17 protein-coding genes and 1 pseudogene are annotated in these 19380 nt (G+C 57.3%); 11 read left to right on the top strand and 7 right to left on the bottom strand.

All coding sequences use genetic code 11. From position 1 onward, the window contains the following. Positions 1–346: 346 nt before the first annotated feature. Positions 347–547, bottom strand: a complete 201-nt coding sequence (locus PQQ51_RS33000; RefSeq protein ID WP_408501393.1) for a hypothetical protein — start codon at positions 545–547, stop codon at positions 347–349. Positions 548–1648: 1101 nt separating this feature from the next. Between PQQ51_RS33000 and PQQ51_RS32995 the strand changes: the two genes are divergently transcribed. The 3 genes from PQQ51_RS32995 to istB all read left to right on the top strand — a co-directional run bounded on the left by PQQ51_RS32995 (position 1649) and on the right by istB (position 5366). Further along, positions 1649–2947 (top strand): replication initiation protein, encoded by a 1299-nt coding sequence (locus tag PQQ51_RS32995; RefSeq protein ID WP_408501392.1) that lies wholly within the window; start codon positions 1649–1651, stop codon positions 2945–2947. Positions 2948–3082: 135 nt separating this feature from the next. Beyond that, on the top strand, positions 3083–4600 hold the full coding sequence (istA, locus tag PQQ51_RS32990; protein WP_408501394.1) for an IS21 family transposase: 1518 nt from the start codon (positions 3083–3085) through the stop codon (positions 4598–4600). Then, positions 4590–5366, top strand: a complete 777-nt coding sequence (istB, locus tag PQQ51_RS32985) for an IS21-like element helper ATPase IstB (RefSeq protein ID WP_408501391.1) — start codon at positions 4590–4592, stop codon at positions 5364–5366. The genes istA and istB overlap by 11 nt, the downstream gene beginning before the upstream one ends. Positions 5367–5498: 132 nt before the next feature. On the opposite strand, the gene PQQ51_RS32980 is transcribed toward istB, so the two are convergent. After that, entirely contained in the window at positions 5499–6572 is a 1074-nt protein-coding gene (locus tag PQQ51_RS32980; RefSeq protein WP_408501390.1) for a ParB/RepB/Spo0J family partition protein, read from the bottom strand. Then, positions 6572–7243 carry an AAA family ATPase gene (locus tag PQQ51_RS32975; RefSeq protein ID WP_408501389.1) on the bottom strand — a complete coding sequence of 224 codons (672 nt, stop codon included), beginning with the start codon at positions 7241–7243 and terminating at the stop codon, positions 6572–6574. The genes PQQ51_RS32980 and PQQ51_RS32975 overlap by 1 nt, the downstream gene beginning before the upstream one ends. A gap of 1156 nt (positions 7244–8399) precedes the next feature. Between PQQ51_RS32975 and PQQ51_RS32970 the strand changes: the two are divergent. From PQQ51_RS32970 to PQQ51_RS32935, 8 genes and pseudogenes are all read left to right on the top strand, one after another. Further along, a pseudogene (locus PQQ51_RS32970) lies at positions 8400–9495 on the top strand (IS481 family transposase); the annotation flags it as partial. 2149 nt (positions 9496–11644) lie between these two features. Continuing rightward, positions 11645–12286: a hypothetical protein gene (locus PQQ51_RS32965; RefSeq protein WP_408501388.1), complete on the top strand. Its 642-nt coding sequence runs from the start codon at positions 11645–11647 to the stop codon at positions 12284–12286. After that, on the top strand, positions 12283–13032 hold the full coding sequence (locus PQQ51_RS32960; protein WP_408501387.1) for a hypothetical protein: 750 nt from the start codon (positions 12283–12285) through the stop codon (positions 13030–13032). The genes PQQ51_RS32965 and PQQ51_RS32960 overlap by 4 nt, the downstream gene beginning before the upstream one ends. Continuing rightward, positions 13023–13697 (top strand): TnsB C-terminal domain-containing protein, encoded by a 675-nt coding sequence (locus tag PQQ51_RS32955; protein ID WP_408501386.1) that lies wholly within the window; start codon positions 13023–13025, stop codon positions 13695–13697. Before PQQ51_RS32960 ends, PQQ51_RS32955 begins: the two co-directional genes overlap by 10 nt. Further along, positions 13646–14263 (top strand): hypothetical protein, encoded by a 618-nt coding sequence (locus PQQ51_RS32950; protein ID WP_408501385.1) that lies wholly within the window; start codon positions 13646–13648, stop codon positions 14261–14263. Before PQQ51_RS32955 ends, PQQ51_RS32950 begins: the two co-directional genes overlap by 52 nt. Before the next feature lie 3 nt (positions 14264–14266). Beyond that, positions 14267–15262, top strand: coding sequence for an AAA family ATPase (locus tag PQQ51_RS32945; RefSeq protein ID WP_408501384.1), 996 nt, complete (start codon positions 14267–14269; stop codon positions 15260–15262). Continuing rightward, positions 15259–16896: a hypothetical protein gene (locus PQQ51_RS32940; RefSeq protein WP_408501383.1), complete on the top strand. Its 1638-nt coding sequence runs from the start codon at positions 15259–15261 to the stop codon at positions 16894–16896. The genes PQQ51_RS32945 and PQQ51_RS32940 overlap by 4 nt, the downstream gene beginning before the upstream one ends. 260 nt (positions 16897–17156) lie before the next feature. Then, positions 17157–17504: a carboxymuconolactone decarboxylase family protein gene (locus PQQ51_RS32935; protein ID WP_408501382.1), complete on the top strand. Its 348-nt coding sequence runs from the start codon at positions 17157–17159 to the stop codon at positions 17502–17504. A gap of 54 nt (positions 17505–17558) precedes the next feature. Here PQQ51_RS32935 and PQQ51_RS32930 read toward each other — a convergent pair whose 3' ends face one another. From PQQ51_RS32930 to PQQ51_RS32915, 4 genes are read right to left on the bottom strand one after another with little or no spacing between them, the layout of a single operon-like run. Then, a complete protein-coding gene (locus PQQ51_RS32930) occupies positions 17559–18089 on the bottom strand; it encodes an aspartate carbamoyltransferase (protein WP_408501381.1) in 531 nt (176 codons plus the stop codon). A 30-nt stretch (positions 18090–18119) separates the two neighbouring features. Next, positions 18120–18551 carry a DUF6691 family protein gene (locus PQQ51_RS32925; RefSeq protein ID WP_408501380.1) on the bottom strand — a complete coding sequence of 144 codons (432 nt, stop codon included), beginning with the start codon at positions 18549–18551 and terminating at the stop codon, positions 18120–18122. A gap of 1 nt (position 18552) precedes the next feature. Beyond that, positions 18553–18987 (bottom strand): YeeE/YedE family protein, encoded by a 435-nt coding sequence (locus PQQ51_RS32920; RefSeq protein ID WP_408501379.1) that lies wholly within the window; start codon positions 18985–18987, stop codon positions 18553–18555. Between the two features lie 15 nt (positions 18988–19002). Continuing rightward, positions 19003–19320: a metalloregulator ArsR/SmtB family transcription factor gene (locus PQQ51_RS32915; RefSeq protein ID WP_408501378.1), complete on the bottom strand. Its 318-nt coding sequence runs from the start codon at positions 19318–19320 to the stop codon at positions 19003–19005. Positions 19321–19380: the final 60 nt, after the last annotated feature.

Here is a 19380-nt window from a genome sequence, read left to right as displayed (position 1 = left end):
GATGCAATCACATTGACAGCGCTTTCAAGTGCGATAGCCTGCAATCTCGAAACTGGACCGTTTGGTAAATCAGGATGACGAATCAATATATGGACAAAAATTGGTGTTGTAAGAACGTGGCAACAGAAGCCCACGTCGCACTTCAAAGACAAACGCGCTCGGCAGTCCGGCTAGGTCACTTCTATTCAAGTTTGCTCGAGTCTGGTCTGTGGACTTCCCAAGCTTCGTTGTCGCGAGATTTAAGCGTATCTGCGGCGAAAATTTCACGAGCGTTGATGGCTGCTCGTCTGCCAGACGTGGTTGTAACTGCGTTCCATGGCGGCGAGGCCATTACGTATCGACGGGCTCACGCGATCAGTTTATTGATCAGCGCTTTCGGTGAGGATGTCATTAGACGAAAGGCCACTTTGCTGCCCAAGCTGTGCGCCTTGACCGTCGAACAGTTCGTTGTGGCCGTCGTCGGGGAGCCGTCTATGGGTTCGAGTGACCAAAAAATATCTTTGGTGATCGAGGAGCGATCAAGATCGATTCGGATCGAATCTGGCATGTTTGAGCAATTGCGGCCGTACTTGCGCCAACTTGAATGCTTTGTGCAAATCGGCGCCGACGTTTTGCTTTCAAAGGGAGGGGATCCTAGGGAGGCGTGTTCCGGGGCTGGGGATGGTTGCCATGAGAGCTGGCCTTGTTAGTTCGGTAAGTAAGGTGCCGGGGGTGAGGTTATTTTTCTACAGAGACTCGCGTGTGTTTACAGATTTAGAAGACCCTTTAACCGTTTACAAACCTTTAGAAGCTCTAAACCCTTACTGGGCGGGGGTTTGCAGGACGATAGGTAGCCGACTATGGGTAAGGTGGTAGTCACTGATGGGGCAAACAGGTTGTGGATATGGGATGAGGGGTAGCCACAGATGGGGCTACCAGGTTGTGGATATGGGATATAGGTTGCCGTCTCTGGGAAAGCGGTCTCTCACTGCCTAGGTAGCCTTCTATGGGAAGTTATATTGGTAGCCACTTATGGTGAGACCCGGAACGCAGGGGGGACCCGATGTCATTGACGGTGAACGCCTTAGGTAGCTATTTATGGGGCCACTCGAAGGTAGCCTGTCATGGGGAGTACGAGCCTGTTTTTCAAACATAGGCTTTACGAACTGCTCCAGCAAACTCTTTATAGATCAACCTCACGTTTGAGAAGGTAGCCAGCTATGGGGTTCACTTCAGGTAGCCGTTTATGGGAAACCCGTCTCGAACATAGCCGCTGCCAAGCAGTGAAAAGGTAGCTGTTTGTGGGAAACGACAAGGTAGCCTTCTATGGGTAAATTACCATCTACGACAAGCCTCAAAGCCCGATTCGCCGCAGTGTTTCCTAGACTCAGCACTTCGGTTCCCACAACTGGCTACCTGCCGATAAGTGTTTACACCAACCGCCGCTGGGCTAGATGTGGAAAGGTGACCTTCTATGGGGGGCTTTCGTTGCTAATGGTTGCCACTTATGGGACAAAAATCCACGCGCGTTCAGATTTTGGAAGTGCGTACAATCAAACACTTATCGTGCCAACTTCGCGTATTGCTTCCAGTCGATACGTGACCGGCTTGCGCGGGAAAACCCATAGGTATAAAGTCATGCCAATTGATGGCTACCTAAGGCATGACGATGGCACGCAAACGAGCCGGTGACCCAGCGGACAAGCAAGTGTCGTTGTTTCAAGCTAACGAGCCTCCGGACATCCTGCGCAAGGCAGTTCAAGCAATCCATATCGCTCCTAAGTCGGGAAAACTTGGTTTGCAGCAACGGAAAATGTTCAGCTCGCTTATCAAAAACGCTATCAAGCAGGACGCGATTGAACCGGGTCGTACTAGCTACTCGATCACGATCGGCGCACTGTCCCAAGACAGTGGTTTGAACAGTAACAACACTCAGTACGTCAAGGAAACGGTCAATTCTCTGATCAGTACCGTAGTGAACTGGGACTACCTTGCGGCGGATAAAACGGCTGTTTGGCGGGCATCAGGGTTGCTCGCCGGCGCGGAATTGCAGCACGCGGTTCTCAAATATAGCTTTTCCGAACAGATTCGCGGTGAACTGCTTAGCCCCGAAATTTATGCGCTTATCGATATGCGGATCGCGCGAGAATTCAGGCGCGCGCATTCCTTGGCCCTCTGGGAAAACACCGTGCGGTATGAGGGCGTTGGACTCACTGCAAAGATTCCTCTGTCCAAGTTCCGAGATCTGATACTTGGTCAGGATCGGAGCGCGCAGTCGTACCAAGAGTACAAGCTGTTTAAGAGCAAAGTACTGATGCCTTGCATACGTGAGGTCAACGAGATATCTGATCACGTGCTTGAGCTCGTCGAACATAAGGCCGGACGCAGCGTGGAGGCTGTGCAGTTCAAGGTGACCAGAAAGATGGATGTTGAAGTTAAGGACGACTCTGATGGAAGAAACGAGGCACTTGTAGAGGAAGTTATTAAACTGGGAGTTCCCCGCTCCGAAGCCCGAAAACTGCTCGCGCAGTACGGAGATCAGCGTGTACGATCTGCGTTAGCCTACGTAGTCAATCGTTCGACAAAGAAGAATGCTGCTCCGGTCGACAACGTTGCTGCGTATTTCAGAAAGGCTCTATCACACGGCTATGCTTTGCCAGAAGAACCAACACCTAAGCAGCGGAAAGAACCCGCGGCACCGCCTCAAGGCAGACAGGCCCAGGTTCGTGACAGATACTTGGTTCAGAAAATGTCAGAGGCGCGCGAATATTTCAGAGAGCTGGAGATCGATGATCAGACGCGTTTAATTGAGCGTTACAACGAGACTGTTGAAGCAAAAAATCTCAAGCTCTCCCCTCCAAAGAAGCCCTCCAAGCTTGCTGAGACAGGCTTCTTTCGATGGCTGGTGCTCGATACTTGGGGCGAACCCAGCGCGGACGAACTTCTTGAATTCGTCCTCGCTGCCTAGAACTCTGATTAGGACTCACGATGTTGATTTGCACCGAATTCTGACCCACCTGACGCGGTAATTTGCATCGAATATTGACCCACGTAGAACACACTGGCCCGCTCAAGCGACGAGCGGGAGAACGGAGTGATCGACATGGCAATATTGAGCATCATTCGACGCTGGCACTATCGCGATCATGTCTCGTTGCGCGAGATCGCCAAACGCCTCGGCGTATCGAGAAACACGGTCAGGCGCTATATTCGCGCCGGCACTGTGCTGCCGACTTATCCCGAACGCCAGAGCCCTAGCAAGCTCGACGGTTTCGCGGCGAAGCTCGCCGATTGGCTAAACACAGAAGCTAAGCGACCGCGCAAACAGCGCAGAACGCTCAAGCAGATCCACACTGACTTGAGCGCGCTGGGTTTCACCGGCTCTTATGATCGGGTCGCCGCATTCGCGAGGCGCTGGCGCCAGGAGCAGCAGGAGCACGCACGAACCGCTGGGCGAGGCACCTTTGTGCCGCTGACCTTTGCGCTCGGTGAAGCCTTCCAGTTCGATTGGAGCGAGGACTGGGCCGTCATCAACGGCGAGCGCACCAAGTTGCAGGTCGCGCAGTTCAAGCTCAGTCATAGCCGAGCGTTCTTCCTACGCGCCTATTTACTGCAGACGCACGAGATGCTGTTCGACGCGCACCACCACGCGTTCGTGGCGTGGGGCGGTATTCCGCGCCGAGGCATCTACGACAATATGAAGACCGCCGTGGATAAGGTCCGCCGCGGCAAGCTTAGGGACGTCAATGCGCGCTTTAGCGCCATGGTCAGTCACTATCTGTTTGACGCCGAGTTCTGCAACCCGGCTTCGGGTTGGGAGAAGGGGCAAATCGAGAAGAACGTTCAGGATAGCCGTCACCGGCTGTGGCAACGCGTGCCGGCGTTTGGTTCGCTTGCTGCATTGAACGACTGGCTGGCCGACCAATGTGTCTTGCTTTGGCAGCAGACCAAGCATCCCGAGCAGGACACAACGATCTGGGATGCATGGTCGATCGAGCGCCCTCATCTCATGCCGGTGGGACAAGCCTTTGACGGCTTTGTCGAGCACACCAAGCTCGTCTCGCCAACCTGCCTGGTGAGTTTCGATCGCAACCGTTATAGCGTGCCTGCTGCCTTTGCCAACCGACCTATCAGCTTGCATGTGTATGCGGCCCAGCTCGTCTTCGTCGCCGAAGGGCAGGTGATCGCCGAACACGTCCGGTGCATCAACCGCAGCCATGATCGTGGCGAAACCATTTACGACTGGCGTCATTATCTGGCGGTCTTGCAGCGCAAACCCGGTGCATTGCGCAACGGCGCACCGTTCGCTGAGTTCCCGGCGGGCTTTAAGCGGTTGCAAGCAATCCTCTTGAAGCACCCGGGCGGCGATCGGGAGATGGTCGAGATACTGGCGCTGGTTCTGCTTCACGACGAGCAGGCCGTGCTAACCGCCGTCGAACTGGCCCTCGAAGCAGGAGCGCCCTCCAAGCAAACAGTTCTGAACTTCCTGAGCCGGCTGCTTGACGGGGCACCAGTGCCGCCGCTACAGGCACCACAAGCCTTCGCCCTGCGGGTCGAGCCCGAAGCCAACGTCAGCCGCTATGACCGCCTGAGAGACCGGGAGGATCATCATGCAGCCTGATGCCATGATGGAGATGCTCAAGTCACTGAAGCTGCACGGCATGGCCCAGGCGCTTGGCGAGTTGGCTGCGCAGGATTCGCCTGCCTACAAGTCCGCGTCTCTGGTGCTGGCCGGACTGCTCAAAGCGGAAATGGCCGCTCGCGAGGTGCGCTCACTGGCGTATCAGATGAAGGTCGCTCGCTTCCCTGCATATCGGGATCTGAACGGTTTCGACTTCAAATGCAGCGACGTCAACGAAGCGACCGTGCGTCAGTTGCACCGATGTGAGTTCGTGGCACCAGCTCAGAACGTAGTCCTGGTCGGCGGACCTGGCACTGGTAAAACGCATCTGGCGACAGCGATCGGGGTACAGGCGATCGAACATGATCGAAGCCGTGTGCGTTTCTTCTCGACCATTGAGCTCGTCAACGCCCTTGAGCAAGAGAAGCTGGTGGGAAAGCCGGGTCAACTGGCATTGCGTCTGATGTATGCCGACGTCGTGATCCTCGACGAGCTCGGCTATTTGCCATTCAGCCAGAACGGTGGCGCCTTGCTGTTCCACCTGCTTAGCAAACTCTACGAGCGCACGAGCGTCATCATCACGACCAATCTGAGCTTCTCGGAATGGGCAAGTGTCTTTGGCGACGCGAAGATGACGACCGCCTTGTTAGATAGGCTCACGCATCACTGCCACATTGTGGAAACCGGAAACGATAGCTATCGTTTCAAGAACAGCACGACACAACCTAAAAAGGAGAGAAAAAAGACCCAAACACCCACTACCTAACCCCGAAAACCGGTCCAAAGGGTGGGTCAATATTCGATGCAAAACCTGGGTCAGGATTCAGTGCAAACCAACACTCACGACGCACTGCTTCCACCTGAAATGACTTAAGGATAGGCTGCTAGCAGCGCTCTGTTACTCGGCACTCTCGTGCGGCACAGTAGGTGCTGCGCTAGATAGTTGCGACGCGATAAACTCGCGCACCACGCCCTCAAGTTTGGAGACGAGGATCGTTTGCTGATCTTCGCTGAGACCTGTCAGTTTCAATTCGGTTCGTCCGTCGCGGTAACGCTTAAGTGCGCCGATGTCGCGGCCGTCTGGGGTGTGGAAAGGCATGTTGCCGCTGTAATGCGTTTTCGTCGCGCGGGCTGGCGAGGCTCCATCTAGTTTCTTCACGTATTCTTCAAGCCGTCGAACGGACATCTCGCCCTGCACGACGCGCTCGAGTATGGACTCCGCCACATCGACACGGACGCGGTCAAAGATAAGTTTGACATTGTATGCGTGTGCCAGGCCAATGCCATCGGCGTCCGCCATCTGTTGAAGATAGTGTTTTTGTAATTTGCCGATAAGCAAAGTTTTGGATACTAGAGCCTTGCCTACGCCGAGGCTTTCGGCTAAAGCGTCTTGACTTGCAAAAATCCCTTCTGAGAGTACACGACTCCACGCCACAGCATCGTCGAATACTGTTTGCTTGGTCCGATTTTTGTTAATGCTACTGGCGCGGAGGTAAAGGTCTTGGTCACTTAGATCTGGGACGATCTCCGCGTCGATCGACGGCTCGCCAAGACTCTTCTTCGCGCGGAAGCGGAATTCCCCGTCGACAATGACGTACTTTCCAGGATATCGATGATTGCGCGTAACAGTGATCGGTACGTGTTGCCCCTCCCGCTTCAGACGAACCGCCAAATCATCAATAGCCATCGGGCTGTAGAACTCGCGCGGGTTGAACGGGTTCGAAACAAGCTCGTTCAATAGTATTCGGACCCGAGGCAAGACTGCTGAGGCGTTCGTACGGTTACCGTACGTGTTCGCGAGCGGATCCCCGGCAACGCCGGCTCCTACATGATTTGTCGGTTGATCTTTTGCGTGCAAAACGCCAGTTGCGTCGAGGCGTCCGTCGACATCTGCTCTTTCGTTGGCGATGCCTTTCCGAATGGATGCACCCAAGCCGATCTTCACTTTCGCTACTTGATTCTTGTTTGTCATCACGCCTCCAGCAAGCCTTTAATAGCGAGGATTTCTTTGGCCACAGCCGTAATTTCGTCGCGGGCCTGCTTCGCTGTACGTTGTCCTTTCACCGTGAATACAGTCGCTCCCACGCCGATGGAAGTTTTGTAGATTTCGCGTAAAGCTATCGTGCTCTCAAGGATTGGATAGGGATTGTCCTCCGCCATTGCGGCTCGTACCTCGGCATACCCCGTGGTTTTCGTGTTCACACGATTGAACACGATTCCGCAACTCCTAGGATCGCTTCCGATTGTTCGGCGGACGAGTTGAAGCATGCCGGTCGTACTCCACGCATCGAGTGCGGACGCGTCCATCGGAACGAGAACAAAGTCAGAGGCGGCGATGGCGATTTCAGTGTTTTTGTCGTGCACGCTTGGCGGGCAGTCGACAATGACAAGATCGTAGTTCTCAGCCATCCGTTTGATTTCACGCCCTAGATTCGAGCCCGCCGCCGCCAAGTTAACCACCGTGAAGGGATAGGGCACCTCCCCCGCTCCCGTTGCTCGAACCGATGAACTCTGCGAGTCGGCGTCAACGACGAGAACGCGCAGGTCTGGTTCATCGTCGCAGTACGCACCCGCGAGATTGAGGGTAATCGTGGTTTTCCCGCTTCCGCCCTTCTGGTTTGCGACCGCGATGACTATTCCCATATCCGTACTCCGAATAACAAGAAATTAAGCATAAATTAAATTTATATTTTTCGCAATAACATGTTATTTAAATAATATCTATTTTTGAATTGAGGTTGACGAAGCTTCTTTCACGAATTTGGTAAATGCTAGGTTCAGTGCGGAAGGGATGCAAATATTTTTACAGAAAAGCGGATGTCTCGCCCAAGGCTGTCAGGTGGTAACTCGGGACAGATGGTCGTAAAGAACCGTTTGAATTGTCGTTTCCGTGCCGACTGATCTTTTCTCTCGGAAATTGGGCTTGTCGCGACGGCGCCGTCGCTTTCTCTGCGGTTGGGCGGCGAACGAAATTTTTCGAACAGAAGTTGGTTTCCACGTGGAAACCGCGCAGCGACCGCCGGTTCCGATCTCCTCGGTTAAGAGCGGGTCGTCGCTTTCGTCTTGGGATTTGTCAAAAATTCGTTTCGGGCATACGACGCAACAAGGTTCAGCGCAAATAACGCGAGCGTCGCTAGCCCGGCAGGTGCGACCAGTCAGACTTCCCGCCCGGTAGTCTGCCGAGCAGTTTCCACGTGGAAACTGCTCGTTGACCGGGAGCGTCCATCGCTGCGGCGTGCACTCTTATTCCGATCTGTCAGAGGATTTCTCTGAACAGGTTGTTAATGTGGTGGGCGATCCGATGTATCAGAGCGAGCAGAGTTCGTCAATTGCGCCTGTCGATGCCTGACGTGTCGTTGTTGGCATTTTTGTATGGCGGGGCAGAGTGCGGCAGGGACCAACGAATGTTGTCAAAAATACGACGCTAAAGTGTGGCGAAACGATGCGACAGTTGAAACCGTTAAAGTGCTCCGCCCCGACGTTTGCGGCGTCGGCATAGCGTGTGTTTCACGCAGTTCGACTTGCACATTGCGCACGTGGGTCTGCTCTTATCTCGTCCGTGTGACTGGGCGCGCCCAAACTCAATTTTTGGGGAGGAGCGTCGGCTAGTGACTGGGTCGTCATTGCGGCCGCAAAGTCGACTGCGCTTCTCTGGAATGCCGGTGTCAACGCGGCTGATGCCTTTTCTTTGAGAGGTTGTAGGACCGGTGACATGGGTAGCGGGTGTGCGGAGACGTGGGCAACACTCTGGGCGAGCGAATCGCCTGGAGCCGCTCATGTCCGGAACCCGAGAGACACCATGGATCTGCGTCTGGAATTCGTCAGCCTAGCCTCGCAGGAAGGCGCCAACCGTCGTGAACGGTGTCGGCGTTTTGGCATCAGCCCGAAGTCCGGCTACAAGTGGCTCGATCGCCACGCGCAGGGAGGCGACACCGCGCTGACGGATCATTCGCGACGGCCCCAACAGAGTCTGGCACGCACGACACAGTCGGTCGAGCAGCGGGTGGTCGAACTGCGGCGCGCATCCGGCCCGAGGGGGACGCAAGATCAGCCGACGTCTGTGCGATCTGGGTCACACGGACGCGCCCGCCCCCAGTACGGTGACCGATATCCTGCATCGCCACCGGCGACCGACCGGCCGCTTCCGACGCCTCCACGGCTTGGCAGCACTTCGAGCACACGCAGCCCAACGATCTCTGATGGATTTCAAGGGCTGGTTCGACCTGCAGGACGGACGGCACTGTTCGCCACTGACCATGCTGGACGATCATTCGCGCTACAACGTGACACTCGATGCCTGCATCTGCACCGACACCGGCATCACGTAGCATCAACTGGAGCGCACGTTCCGCCGCTATGGGCTGCCGGCGCAACAACGCGGACGATGGTTCAACGTGGTGCAAGCCCCAGCCAGCCGGGCTAGTTGACCGAACTGGCGATCTGGCTCATGCGGCTGGGCGTGCGACTGTCGCACAGCCGCGTGGCGGATCCGGAGACCATCGACAAGGAGAAACGCTTTCACCGCACGCTGAAGGCCGAGGTGAGTGCCGGGCGTCATTTCAGGGACCTGCCCAGCGCCCAACAGGCGTTCGATGAGTGGCGCCTGGTCTAAAACCATCGGCGCCCGCATCAGGCGCTGGACATGGCGACCCCGGTCGCGCGCTATCGACGGAGTCCGCGCGCCTATCCGAGACCCTACCGCCGATCGAGTACGGCGCGAACGACCACGTGCAGCGCGTAAAGTGAAACGGTGGCCTACGCTTCAGGAACCAGCGATTCAAGATATCGAGCGCATTGCAGAACCTGCCGGTGGCCCTCCGCGAGCGTGTCGCTGAAGAGAATTGCTACGACCTGTTTTTGCGCATCACCGTTTCGGAATCATCAACCTGAATCCTCTGAGCGGATTATGTGTTACCCACGTCTCCGGTCCATACAAGAGGTCCGAATCAAGGCTCGCTGCCGCTGATGACGTGAAAGGCATGCCTCCGTGCCTCTGGATGCTTTTACTTGGCTCGCGTCGAGCGATCTCTATAAGGGTTTCCTGCCTTCCAGAAGCGGGTCGGTTGCGGGAAAAGGTCCTCGCGTCTCAACTCGCGTTGCTTTGTCATATCTATCGACACGGACGAGAGCCATCCGTCGCCAACGCTGCGTCAGCGACCTAACGGGACCCAGAGCTGGTACGCAGCGACGGGATTCCCTGATGGCTTTTTGTGCCACCTTGCTGACCGCGTTGCAATCCGCGCGCGTCGATCAACTTAACTGGACGATTGGTGGCCGGCGTTTTTCCGCACGGTGAGCCGATCGCGAAGACATCATGCGTAGGCCTAGCATTAGATCTGACAACTTGGGCGGTCACCGGAAATTCCTCGACATGGGCAAGACTGTCCTTCAACCGCTGTTCCTTTACGCGGTCGTGTGATCTTGAATTCCCTTGCGGCCGATGGTCCGTAGCCAGTTTCCACGTGGAAACTGGGCCGAGCAACGCTGTTTTGAACGTCGGTAAGGTCTTTTCTCTCCATATTCGCCTTTCGACGCTGTCTCGCCAAAGCAGACAGGAATGTCTCCGTAAGCTGAAATTGTTAGGAGTTTTTTGATTATGATATTTTAAAAATAAAAAAGCTCTTCATCCACTGCTCTTGCGTGCCGACTTAGATGTTTCGCATCAGAACCGTTGGGCCGTCTGAGGGAGCGCCTTATATACTGAATTTGTGTAGGTCGTTAGCACGGCGCATACGCGCCAATTGTGAGAGCAGAGCGAAAGGGCGGCCGAAGGGCGTTCGACTGTACAAGCAATGGGCGAGAGTCGGCGGAGGGGTCCGACGAGAGTGATCGTCCTAGCGAAATTGCGATGATCAGCCGCGCAGGGGAGGTTGCGTGCCCCGGTTCCCGGCCCCCCGCGGAATTTTTCAGTGGTGGGGGCCGTGTCGCTCCGGCTGTACGTGCGCTAGAGGGGAGGGCGGAGGTGAGTCCGACGTGGGCTGGCTGAGAACTGCTGTGATCACGAAGAAAGAGAGTGCGGCGCCGGGCAGCTATCTGATAGCACGTCCGAAGGTCCGCGACAGTCAACGCGCCAAGTCGTAGTTCTATCATCGCATGCGGCGCAGACGTCCTAATGTAGTCGAGGGGACTCCTGTTTGGTGGTCCCAGCCCCGTCGCCCAAATAACGACGAGCGGGGCGACAACGGCCGCTGGTAAGTCCACATGCTAAGTCTGCAGGCTGATAGACGGAAGATCCTCGACCGTAAGCATCTGCCGCCGCGTGACCGCCTACAGCGGCACAGCAGACGCGATGAACAGTCGAGCGGTTGGCATCAGGACGGGCCCGCATCGGACAGCAACGCATCGAGCCGCCGATCGCGGAACCTCTTTGCATTCGGCCGGCGAGTTGCCATCAGGGAGACATTTCGGATTTCGGCCGTGGCGATCGGCTCATTGGCGCGCGAGTTGCGTGAGTAGAATTCGCTGGCGCTATTGACGAGCGCGCAAAGGGGGAGGCGCTATTTTTTTCGTTATAACGCCGCACTTTGGCTTCGAGTACTGTTATCTCGCTCTGCAACCGTCGGTTGAAGGGAAAATTGCAGCACCTCCGGTCAGCCCGCAATGGGCGAGGGTTGGGTTGCTGTCTGTGTCGTAACCACTTTTGCTTCTGCGGGTGAAGAAGCGAAAGTCGAAAACGCCACACGAAGGAAGAGAATGTCTGAAATGTCACATGCCCTGGTACTGCCCGGGCGGCATGTCCGTGAAACAGAGGGCTGGTCTACTTCAGCAACCGAAGAAGCAATGGCGGCAGGGCTTTGCGGCCAATTTTGCCGGCTTTCCGTCGGATTGTTTCACGGCTGGACGCGGTGAACGAGCAGTCGGGTCGCCGAAATCCGAATAATGTGCATACGCACATTTAAAGGCATGAAAAAATGTAGCGAATGACACGTATTTTGTAGTGAATGAATTGGCGTGCAAAACCGCAATCACGTCGCTGCCAGAAGGGCCGATGTCCGGGTCGTTCTGTACTAAAACATGATGGTCGGGCAAACCGGAGTGCCGTCGATGATACCACCACGTTTCTTGCGGGCAGTCAACAACGCGCGTCCGCACGGCGCGCATCGATATGACCTCTTCGGTCCGAAGATCGGGCGCCAGCTGACCCTGTTCGGGCGGCTTGCCTTCGATCTCCGGGTTCGTCTCGAATCAGACCCGCACGTGGTCACTTACTGCGAGCGGCCCTTGTGTATCCCGGACGCGAAGCCGTCCCGGTTTGTCGACTTCTGGGTCCGCACGCATCACGACGAGAGATTGTGTGTCGTGCTGCGGATGGCGGAATGGACCTCTGTGGAGCGAGGACATTCCCTGTTCCCGGCTTTTCAGTCGTGGAGCCGGGCGTCTTCGATGCAGTTGCAGATGATTCATCCGCAAGATCTCGACGACCCAAATGTGCTACGCGAGAACCGGATCATGATGCTCCGTTACCTCGTGAGCGGTCACGCCCTCCCGGTTGACCGATTGATGCACGGCGTGCTCATTGCGTGCGGCAATGGCACCACGTTGGCAGAACTCGAACGGCAATTCCCGGCGGCCGATCCGATGCTGGTCCGTTCCGCGGCGTTCAGACTGGTGCTTGATGGACAGGTTCGATGTCCAACGCTTGCACTGGAACCACTCGGGCTGCGTACCCGTCTGGAGCGGCCATGAAGAAGATCGCTTTTGGGGCGTTGCGGTTCGACCGCCGCTCCATTCCTCCGGATCTGACAGATATTGGGCAATGGCCGGGCGCCGACGACAGCGCGCTGTCTGACGAGGAGCGCGATCTGCTGAAGCGCCGCATCCGGGCGATGACCTTGTTTGTGGATGGACATACTCCCCTTCGCGAAATCAGCCGGGAAACGGGCGTTGGTTTCAACGACCTTTATCGCGTTTTCGAGCGGTGCATCACGCAGCACGAGGACGGCCGGATCTTCGGTTGCCGCGCATTGATCCCTTATCAGCACACGGGGTCGTACGATCGCCGGTCGCCGGTCAAGCCATCCCGCGAGGGCATCGCAAGCAACGCCAGCGGCGCCTTCAGCCAGTTGCTGCAGCGTTATCCAGACATCGCACGCTGGATCGAACGCAAGGTCGCCGAACGCAGCAGGAAGCATGCAGCGCTCACCGAAGTGCATCGGCACCTGTGGCGACTCCACGGAGGCTTTCTTGCACAATGCCGGCAGGCGGGCATTCAGGCGCACGAATATCCTTTCAACCAGAAATATCTTGGTGAGCGATCGCTTGCGAGTCACGCTCGCGCGCTGTCGAACCGTATGTCGACGCGGCGGCTCGCGCCGCAGGCGCCCAGCAGATCAGCCATCGCTGGAACGACGATCCTGATGCCATTCGCAAACCCGCAACCCGTCCATTTGAGGCGGTCGAATTCGACGGTCACAAGATCGACGTGCGCCTGACGCTGCGCATCGACGATCCGTTCGGTTTCGAAACATTGCTCGTGCTGCACAGGATCTGGATCCTGCTGGTGCTCGATGTGGTAACCCGTGCAGTGATTGGCTATGCGCTCGCGCTGGGCCACGAGTACAACAAGGACGACATTGCCGCGGCCTTGCAGGCGAGCCTGATGCAACACACAGCCCGTGCTTCGAAGATTCCGGCGCTGGCGGTCAGACCCGGCGGAGGCTTCCCGTCCGAGGCGATTCCCGGTACCGCGTGGGCGTGCTGGGGCACATTCCGCTTTGACGCAGCGAAGGCACATTTCGCGAAGGCGACCCTTGAGCGCCTGACCCAGGTCATCGGCTGCACAGCCAACAACGGGCCACTGGGCCAGAAGAACGAACGCGCGCTGATCGAGCGCTTCTTCGATCAGCTCGCGTCGCATTTCGCGCACAGATTGCCGGCCACCACGGGCAGCGATCCTCGCGCAGTCGAACGTGTGCTCAATGATGTCGGCGAGAAAGCTTCGCTGATGATGACGCTTGACGAACTCGAAGACGTGATCGACGTGGTCCTCGCAACTACAATGGCGAGCCGCATGGGAGACTGGGCGGGCGTACGCCGCTGGAGGCAATGCATTTCCTGCTCGAAAAACAGGACGGCCTCCTGCGTACGCTACCTGTAGCCCGGTGCAGCACGCTGTGCCTGCTTCAGGAGGCCCGCGTTGTCACGATCCGCGGCAACGTGAGCCGCGGCGAGCGCCCGCATATCAATTTCGAACACGTGCGTTACGACAGCCGGGTGCTGTCGGGCATCGCAGGGCTGATCGGCAAGCAGCTTCGCGTCTATTTCAACATCAAGGACATCCGCCATCTGCACGCGTTCCATATGGACGGGTCAGAACTGGGGGTGTTGACTGCCGCCCGTCCCTGGTGCTTTACGCCACATTCGCTGCGCGTGCGACAGGAAATCTTCTCGCTGATCCATCAGCGAAAGCTGTCGGTGCGCGAAGGCAGCGATCCTGTTGGCGCGTGGTTTGCCTACAAGAAGGAACAGGCGCGAAGCCATACACGCGACGCCAATGACCTGGCGCGCAGGCTGACAGACCGGGCGAGGTCGCATCAGGCACAACCGTCGCCTGATGTCGCACACGCGGGCCCGGCTGTGAAAAGCGAAGCGCCGGCAGCAGAAACACCTGCCCGAAAGACGCCGGACGCACCATGGCTCACGCAGATTTTTACGTTCGGGTGAACGATGCCTGATTCGCTGAAACGCCCCGTCGATCCATCGGCGCATCCTCTCGTGAACCAGGCGTATATGGTCCCCACTCCGGCAATCGCCGCGATGTACTCACGCGTGCGTCAGTGCATCCGGCGCGGCGTTGCTGGCGCTGTCATCTATGGGCATACTCGCTGGGGCAAGACATATGCGATCCGATACTGTGTCCGGCTGCTGCATCTGGAGCTGCCTCGCGCGGCGGTCCTGACAATCGGAATGCCGCGCAATCCTTCACGCTCGGAAGCACTGTTTTTCGGCATGATGCTCGAGGCGGCACGACATGGGCGCCCGGATAGCGGCACGGCATTGCAGCGCCGACTACGCCTCTACCATAAGCTGGCTGAACTGGTCGAACGTGCCGCCGGCAACAAACTGATCGTATTCGTCGACGAGGCGCAGCGGCTCGAGCTCGAACACTACGAATGGCTGCGCGACGTGCAGGACGAACTTGAGCGTCGGGGCGTGCGGATGTTCACATTCCTGGTCGGTCAACCTGGCATCCTGAACCGCAAGAGTTCGTTCCGACAGAGCGTGGACACCTCGCAGATCGTGTCCCGTTTCATGGTCGATGAGCTGCGCTTCGACGGCTTTCGTGCCCCCGACGATCTGAAAATGTCGCTCGCTGCTTACGACACGTCGACCTTTCCAGACGGCAGTGACTGGCCTTACACGCGCTATTTTCTGCAACGCGCATTCGACACCGGCTTCCGCCTTGAGAAGCAGCACCTCGCGTTGTGGGATGCTTTCGATGCTGCCCACCGGCGCGCGAGGTTCGATTTCACGATGGAGGTACCGATGGAGTATGTCGCGCGCACTATCGAGATCGCGCTCATCGAGAACATGAACCGCGATGCGATGGATTTTGGGCTCAACTCGGCATTGTGGGCACAAGCGGTAGACGAATCCAACTACGTTGCGGCACTGGAAGATCTGCGCATTGTATTCGTTGACGACGTATCTGCTGGACCATGAAAAGTCGCTTCGGAATTCTGCTCTCCGGCGCTGACACCTGGCAAGCCGGCGACTGGTGCTGGCGCGACGACTGGAATCTGCCCGGTCAGTCTGCGTTTATGCTGTTCGCCAGGTTCCAGCAATTGAACGCGTTGTCGTGTACAGCATTGGCGGAACTCTTCTTGCGAAAGCCGAGTCGCTGGCCTTTGAAGCACGGCATTGACCTGCGCGACATGCGACAGTTCGATCTCCTCCGGATGTCCGCTCTGATGTGCATTCCGCTTTGCGACGCTGCGGCTGCGTTTTTGCCGGTTGGCGACGTTTCGCGGAGTGCCGGACCGCGACAATTGATGTGGTGCATGCAATGTGCGGCGCGCGGCATTCATCTCGCCGTCTTTCAGTCTGACGGGTGCAAGACATGCCCGGTCCACGGCAGTCCACTCCGTGACCGTTGCACCCATTGTGGCGAGGCATTGATGACCTACCGGCTGCAGGCGTGCAATTTCCGGCTGCCCCTATGTTGTCCGACGTGCGGTCACAACTGGGTGCGATCGCCCGGCGCGGCAGGAGATCCCGCGACCCGGATATCGCCTGCGTACCGGTCCAAGGTCGCGCAAGGCCTTGCGCGGGATTGGTTCGGCCGCCGTTCATCAAATCTTCGGCGACTGCTGGCTAACGTAGGCCAGTCGGACGTTTGTGAGGCCTGGTTGGCATCGGCGCCGCCAAGGGTCAGCGGAGCGGATGGGCTCAGCAGCTTCTGCGCGCGTGTCGTGCAGGGGCAGACTGAAAGGGTTTCGAACGTCTTGGTCCATCCGGTGGCTTTTGCTCGCGATTCGTTAGAAACAGATGTTGACCATCGCCGTAAGTGCGTCGGCGATTTGCCCCGTTCGCTAGCGGTACGCACTTCCGATGACGTGCTGCCTGACGCCATCGCGTGTTACAAGTCGATTCGACGATATCTCATACGCCATGTCGTGCAAAGGCATCGCAGGTGTGTCTGTACCGCTGGCCGCTATCTCACATGGCGGCTCGATGCATGTACAACGACATCGTTCTGTCCGGTCGCTCAAGCGGTACTGCGATGGCGGACAAAATGGGAGGGCGTCGGCGTACCGGCGCATCTTTTCGGCCGATGCGAACATGGGTTGCTTGGTGTCCTTGTCTGGCTTTCGCTCTTCGCGCCAGTGGGCTTGCCCGGATGGACCTCGTCGGTCGAGCGCTGGACAATCCTGCGTGTTTTTGCACTGGCTTGCCTCGACAGTTTTTCCTGGTTCCTTGAGGCGGCCAGCGACGGAGGCGCGCGATCGGGGCCTTTATGGATGCCGTTTCCAGCGATCGATTATCCTGAGCGGGACTGGGTTGTGTTGGACTCAGAGCCCGACCGGAAGCAGTACAGGATGGTGATCGCCCCGGCGCGACCACGACTGCTCGCATCTTTGGCAAAACTACAAGCGGGAGAGGAACACTACAGACATCACGTCGCGAACCTTCATAAAGCTCAATTACCGGAAAACTGGCCGGCGCCTGTCGCGAAACGCAACGCGCGACCGGACATTTCCGCATCACCTGATAGCTCGCCACTGACGAATCATCGGCGCCGCGTCGGTGTTACGGCAATGGTCCTGGCGGTGTTGGCGGCTTCCGATGCAGAGTGAGAAGTTGCATACGAACCCGACTGGGTCTAGCGCCTGCCCGCTTTACCCTATGAAGGAGCGATGGTCACCCAGCGACTATCGCCGCATTCGAAGATGGGAGCACGAAGATGTACTGGAACAGTACCGGATGGGACCGCCACCTGCTGGAACGCAGTAAATGTATTGACGTCGAGCGAAACCTTGGTTGCCAGGAGGTGCCGAAGCATCGCCTGCCGGCGAACGGCCGGTTTCCAGCGCTAGCCAGCGCTACAGGAGCATAGATGAGCGGCATTCCGGACTACAAGGAACTCACGAACGCAGTTGCTTCTCAAATGCGGGCGATGCGCACTTCGCAACCTGATCTGATGAATGCATTCAGACAGCTTGCCGCTGAAGGTACGAAAGACGGTGCACTGGACAGGAAAACGCGGGAGTTAGTGGCGCTCGGGATTGCGATTGCCAGTCGTTGCGATGATTGCATCGGTTTTCACGTGCAAACTCTTATGAAGCTCGGCGCGACGAGAGCCGAGGTCGAGGATGTGCTCGGCACCGCCGTCTATATGGGCGCCGGCCCGTCGATGATGTACGCCACTCATGCGCCTGGAGCGTTTGAGCAGTTTTCGTCCTGAACAGGCCCCAGCGTATCTGCTTTCTCAAGACTCGTTCGCCCGGAGCGCGCGGTGCTATTCAGATCCCGGCGGCACCATACCGGGGTGATGCGCCATATGCCCGTCCATCGCATCGGTGCCGTGGTCCGAGAGCTGTGCATCGAACCACACGTGAAGCGCGGACACCAGTCCGGGGTCACCGCTGCGCAAGATAAGTTCGCCCCCGCCGTCCACGTCCCTGTATGCAATCGATATCTGACCAGGCTTTGCCGCTCCGAGCTGCGATAAACCCGGCATGTCCGAACCGTGAATCCGGGCTGGCACCGAAAAGTTGCCACGCCGAAACTCGGCCTGGATTTCACGCAGGTGCATTCGGATCAGTCTGGTCTGGACTACATCGGATGGATCCTTCGCAATGACGCGCTGGCTCCCGCCACTGTCCAATTTCGTGAAAATGTGAGTTGTCGCCTTGAGGTTGAAGGGCATAACCTCTGCCCCGCGCTGCTGCACCTCAGATTGGCGTTCTGCGTCTGCGGCGAATGCCAGCAACGGTGTGTTCAGCCCAGCTATCACCGTAGCGGACGTAAGCAATGTAGCCGCTTTCATTAAACACCTCCTGAACGTATGCGCAACAGGTCAGGCACGCTGACGGCTCAGCTTCGCGCGCTCAAGGAACTCGAACGCAGCCATGCCGGCCAGCATCGCGACCACAAAGCCCCATGCCTTCGGAAAACCAGCGCCCAACGCGACCAGCGCGGGTCCCGGGCAAAATCCTGCAAGCCCCCAGCCGACGCCGAACACCGCGCTTCCCAGGACCAGTCTCAAGGTCACGGATGAGTTGGCGGGAATCTGCATCGGCAGACCTAGCAGTGATTTTCTGCGGCGTTTTGCAAACAGGAACGTGATAGAGCCGACGGTTATCGCCCCGGCCATCACCAATGCAAGAGACGGGTCCCAGCGCCCCGCGATGTCGAGAAATCCCAGCACCTTCGCCGGATTGGCCATGCCAGACACCATCAGACCGACGCCGAACAGAAGCCCGGAAATTAAAGCAGTGATCAAACCCATTTCAGCCTCCCAGCAGATGTCTGAACACGAACACGGTCACAAAACCGCTTGCCATGAATGTTGCCGTCGCGACAAGCGAACGGATGGACCCGCGCGAGATGCCGCAGACACCATGGCCGCTTGTGCAACCGCTGGCGTAACGCGTGCCGATTCCTACCAGAAAGCCTGCTATGAGTATTTCGCTCCATCTAGCCTGGATATCGGGCGCTATCGGATTACCCAGAAAACCTGCCAGCACAGGTGCCCCTACAAGCCCTGCAATAAAAGCGATAGGCCATCCCGCATCGTTCTGTGGCGAGCCCAGCAGGCCGCCGAGAATACCGCTGATGCCGGCAATACGCCCGTTGAAAAGAACGAACACGGCGGCCGCGGCGCCAATCACAAGGCCGCCAGTTAGTGACAGGCCAGGCGTGAAACTCGCGATATCAATTGACATGGCCGCTCCTCATCTTCATTGGGCACAAAACTGGTCGTACAGCACGTTCATGACTGCAATTGCTTCCTTGCTCGCGATGGAATAAAAGATGCTTTTCCCTTCCCGGCGTGTCTCGACGAGTTCGTTATCACGAAGGACGCCGAGTTGCTGCGAGAGCGTGGGCTGACGTATGCCTAACTGTTCCTCCAGGTCGCTCACACACAACTCGCCCTGAGATAGCTGGCACATCAGCAGCAACCGGTCAGGATTGGCCAGAACCTTCAGTAACGCACAGGCTCTCTCTGCCGCGGCCTGCATCACTGCAAGGTCGATTGGGGCGGACTTCTTCCTCATCTCAATATCCCATAATTTACGCATCTATATTATATTGAACAATAAATTGTTTGTGAATAG

The organism is Paraburkholderia xenovorans (assembly GCF_046030735.1).
Taxonomy (GTDB): Bacteria; Pseudomonadota; Gammaproteobacteria; order Burkholderiales; family Burkholderiaceae; genus Paraburkholderia; species Paraburkholderia xenovorans_A.
The sequence above is the reverse complement of the archived record's forward strand: the minus strand, read 5'-3'. Positions and strand labels throughout refer to the sequence as shown.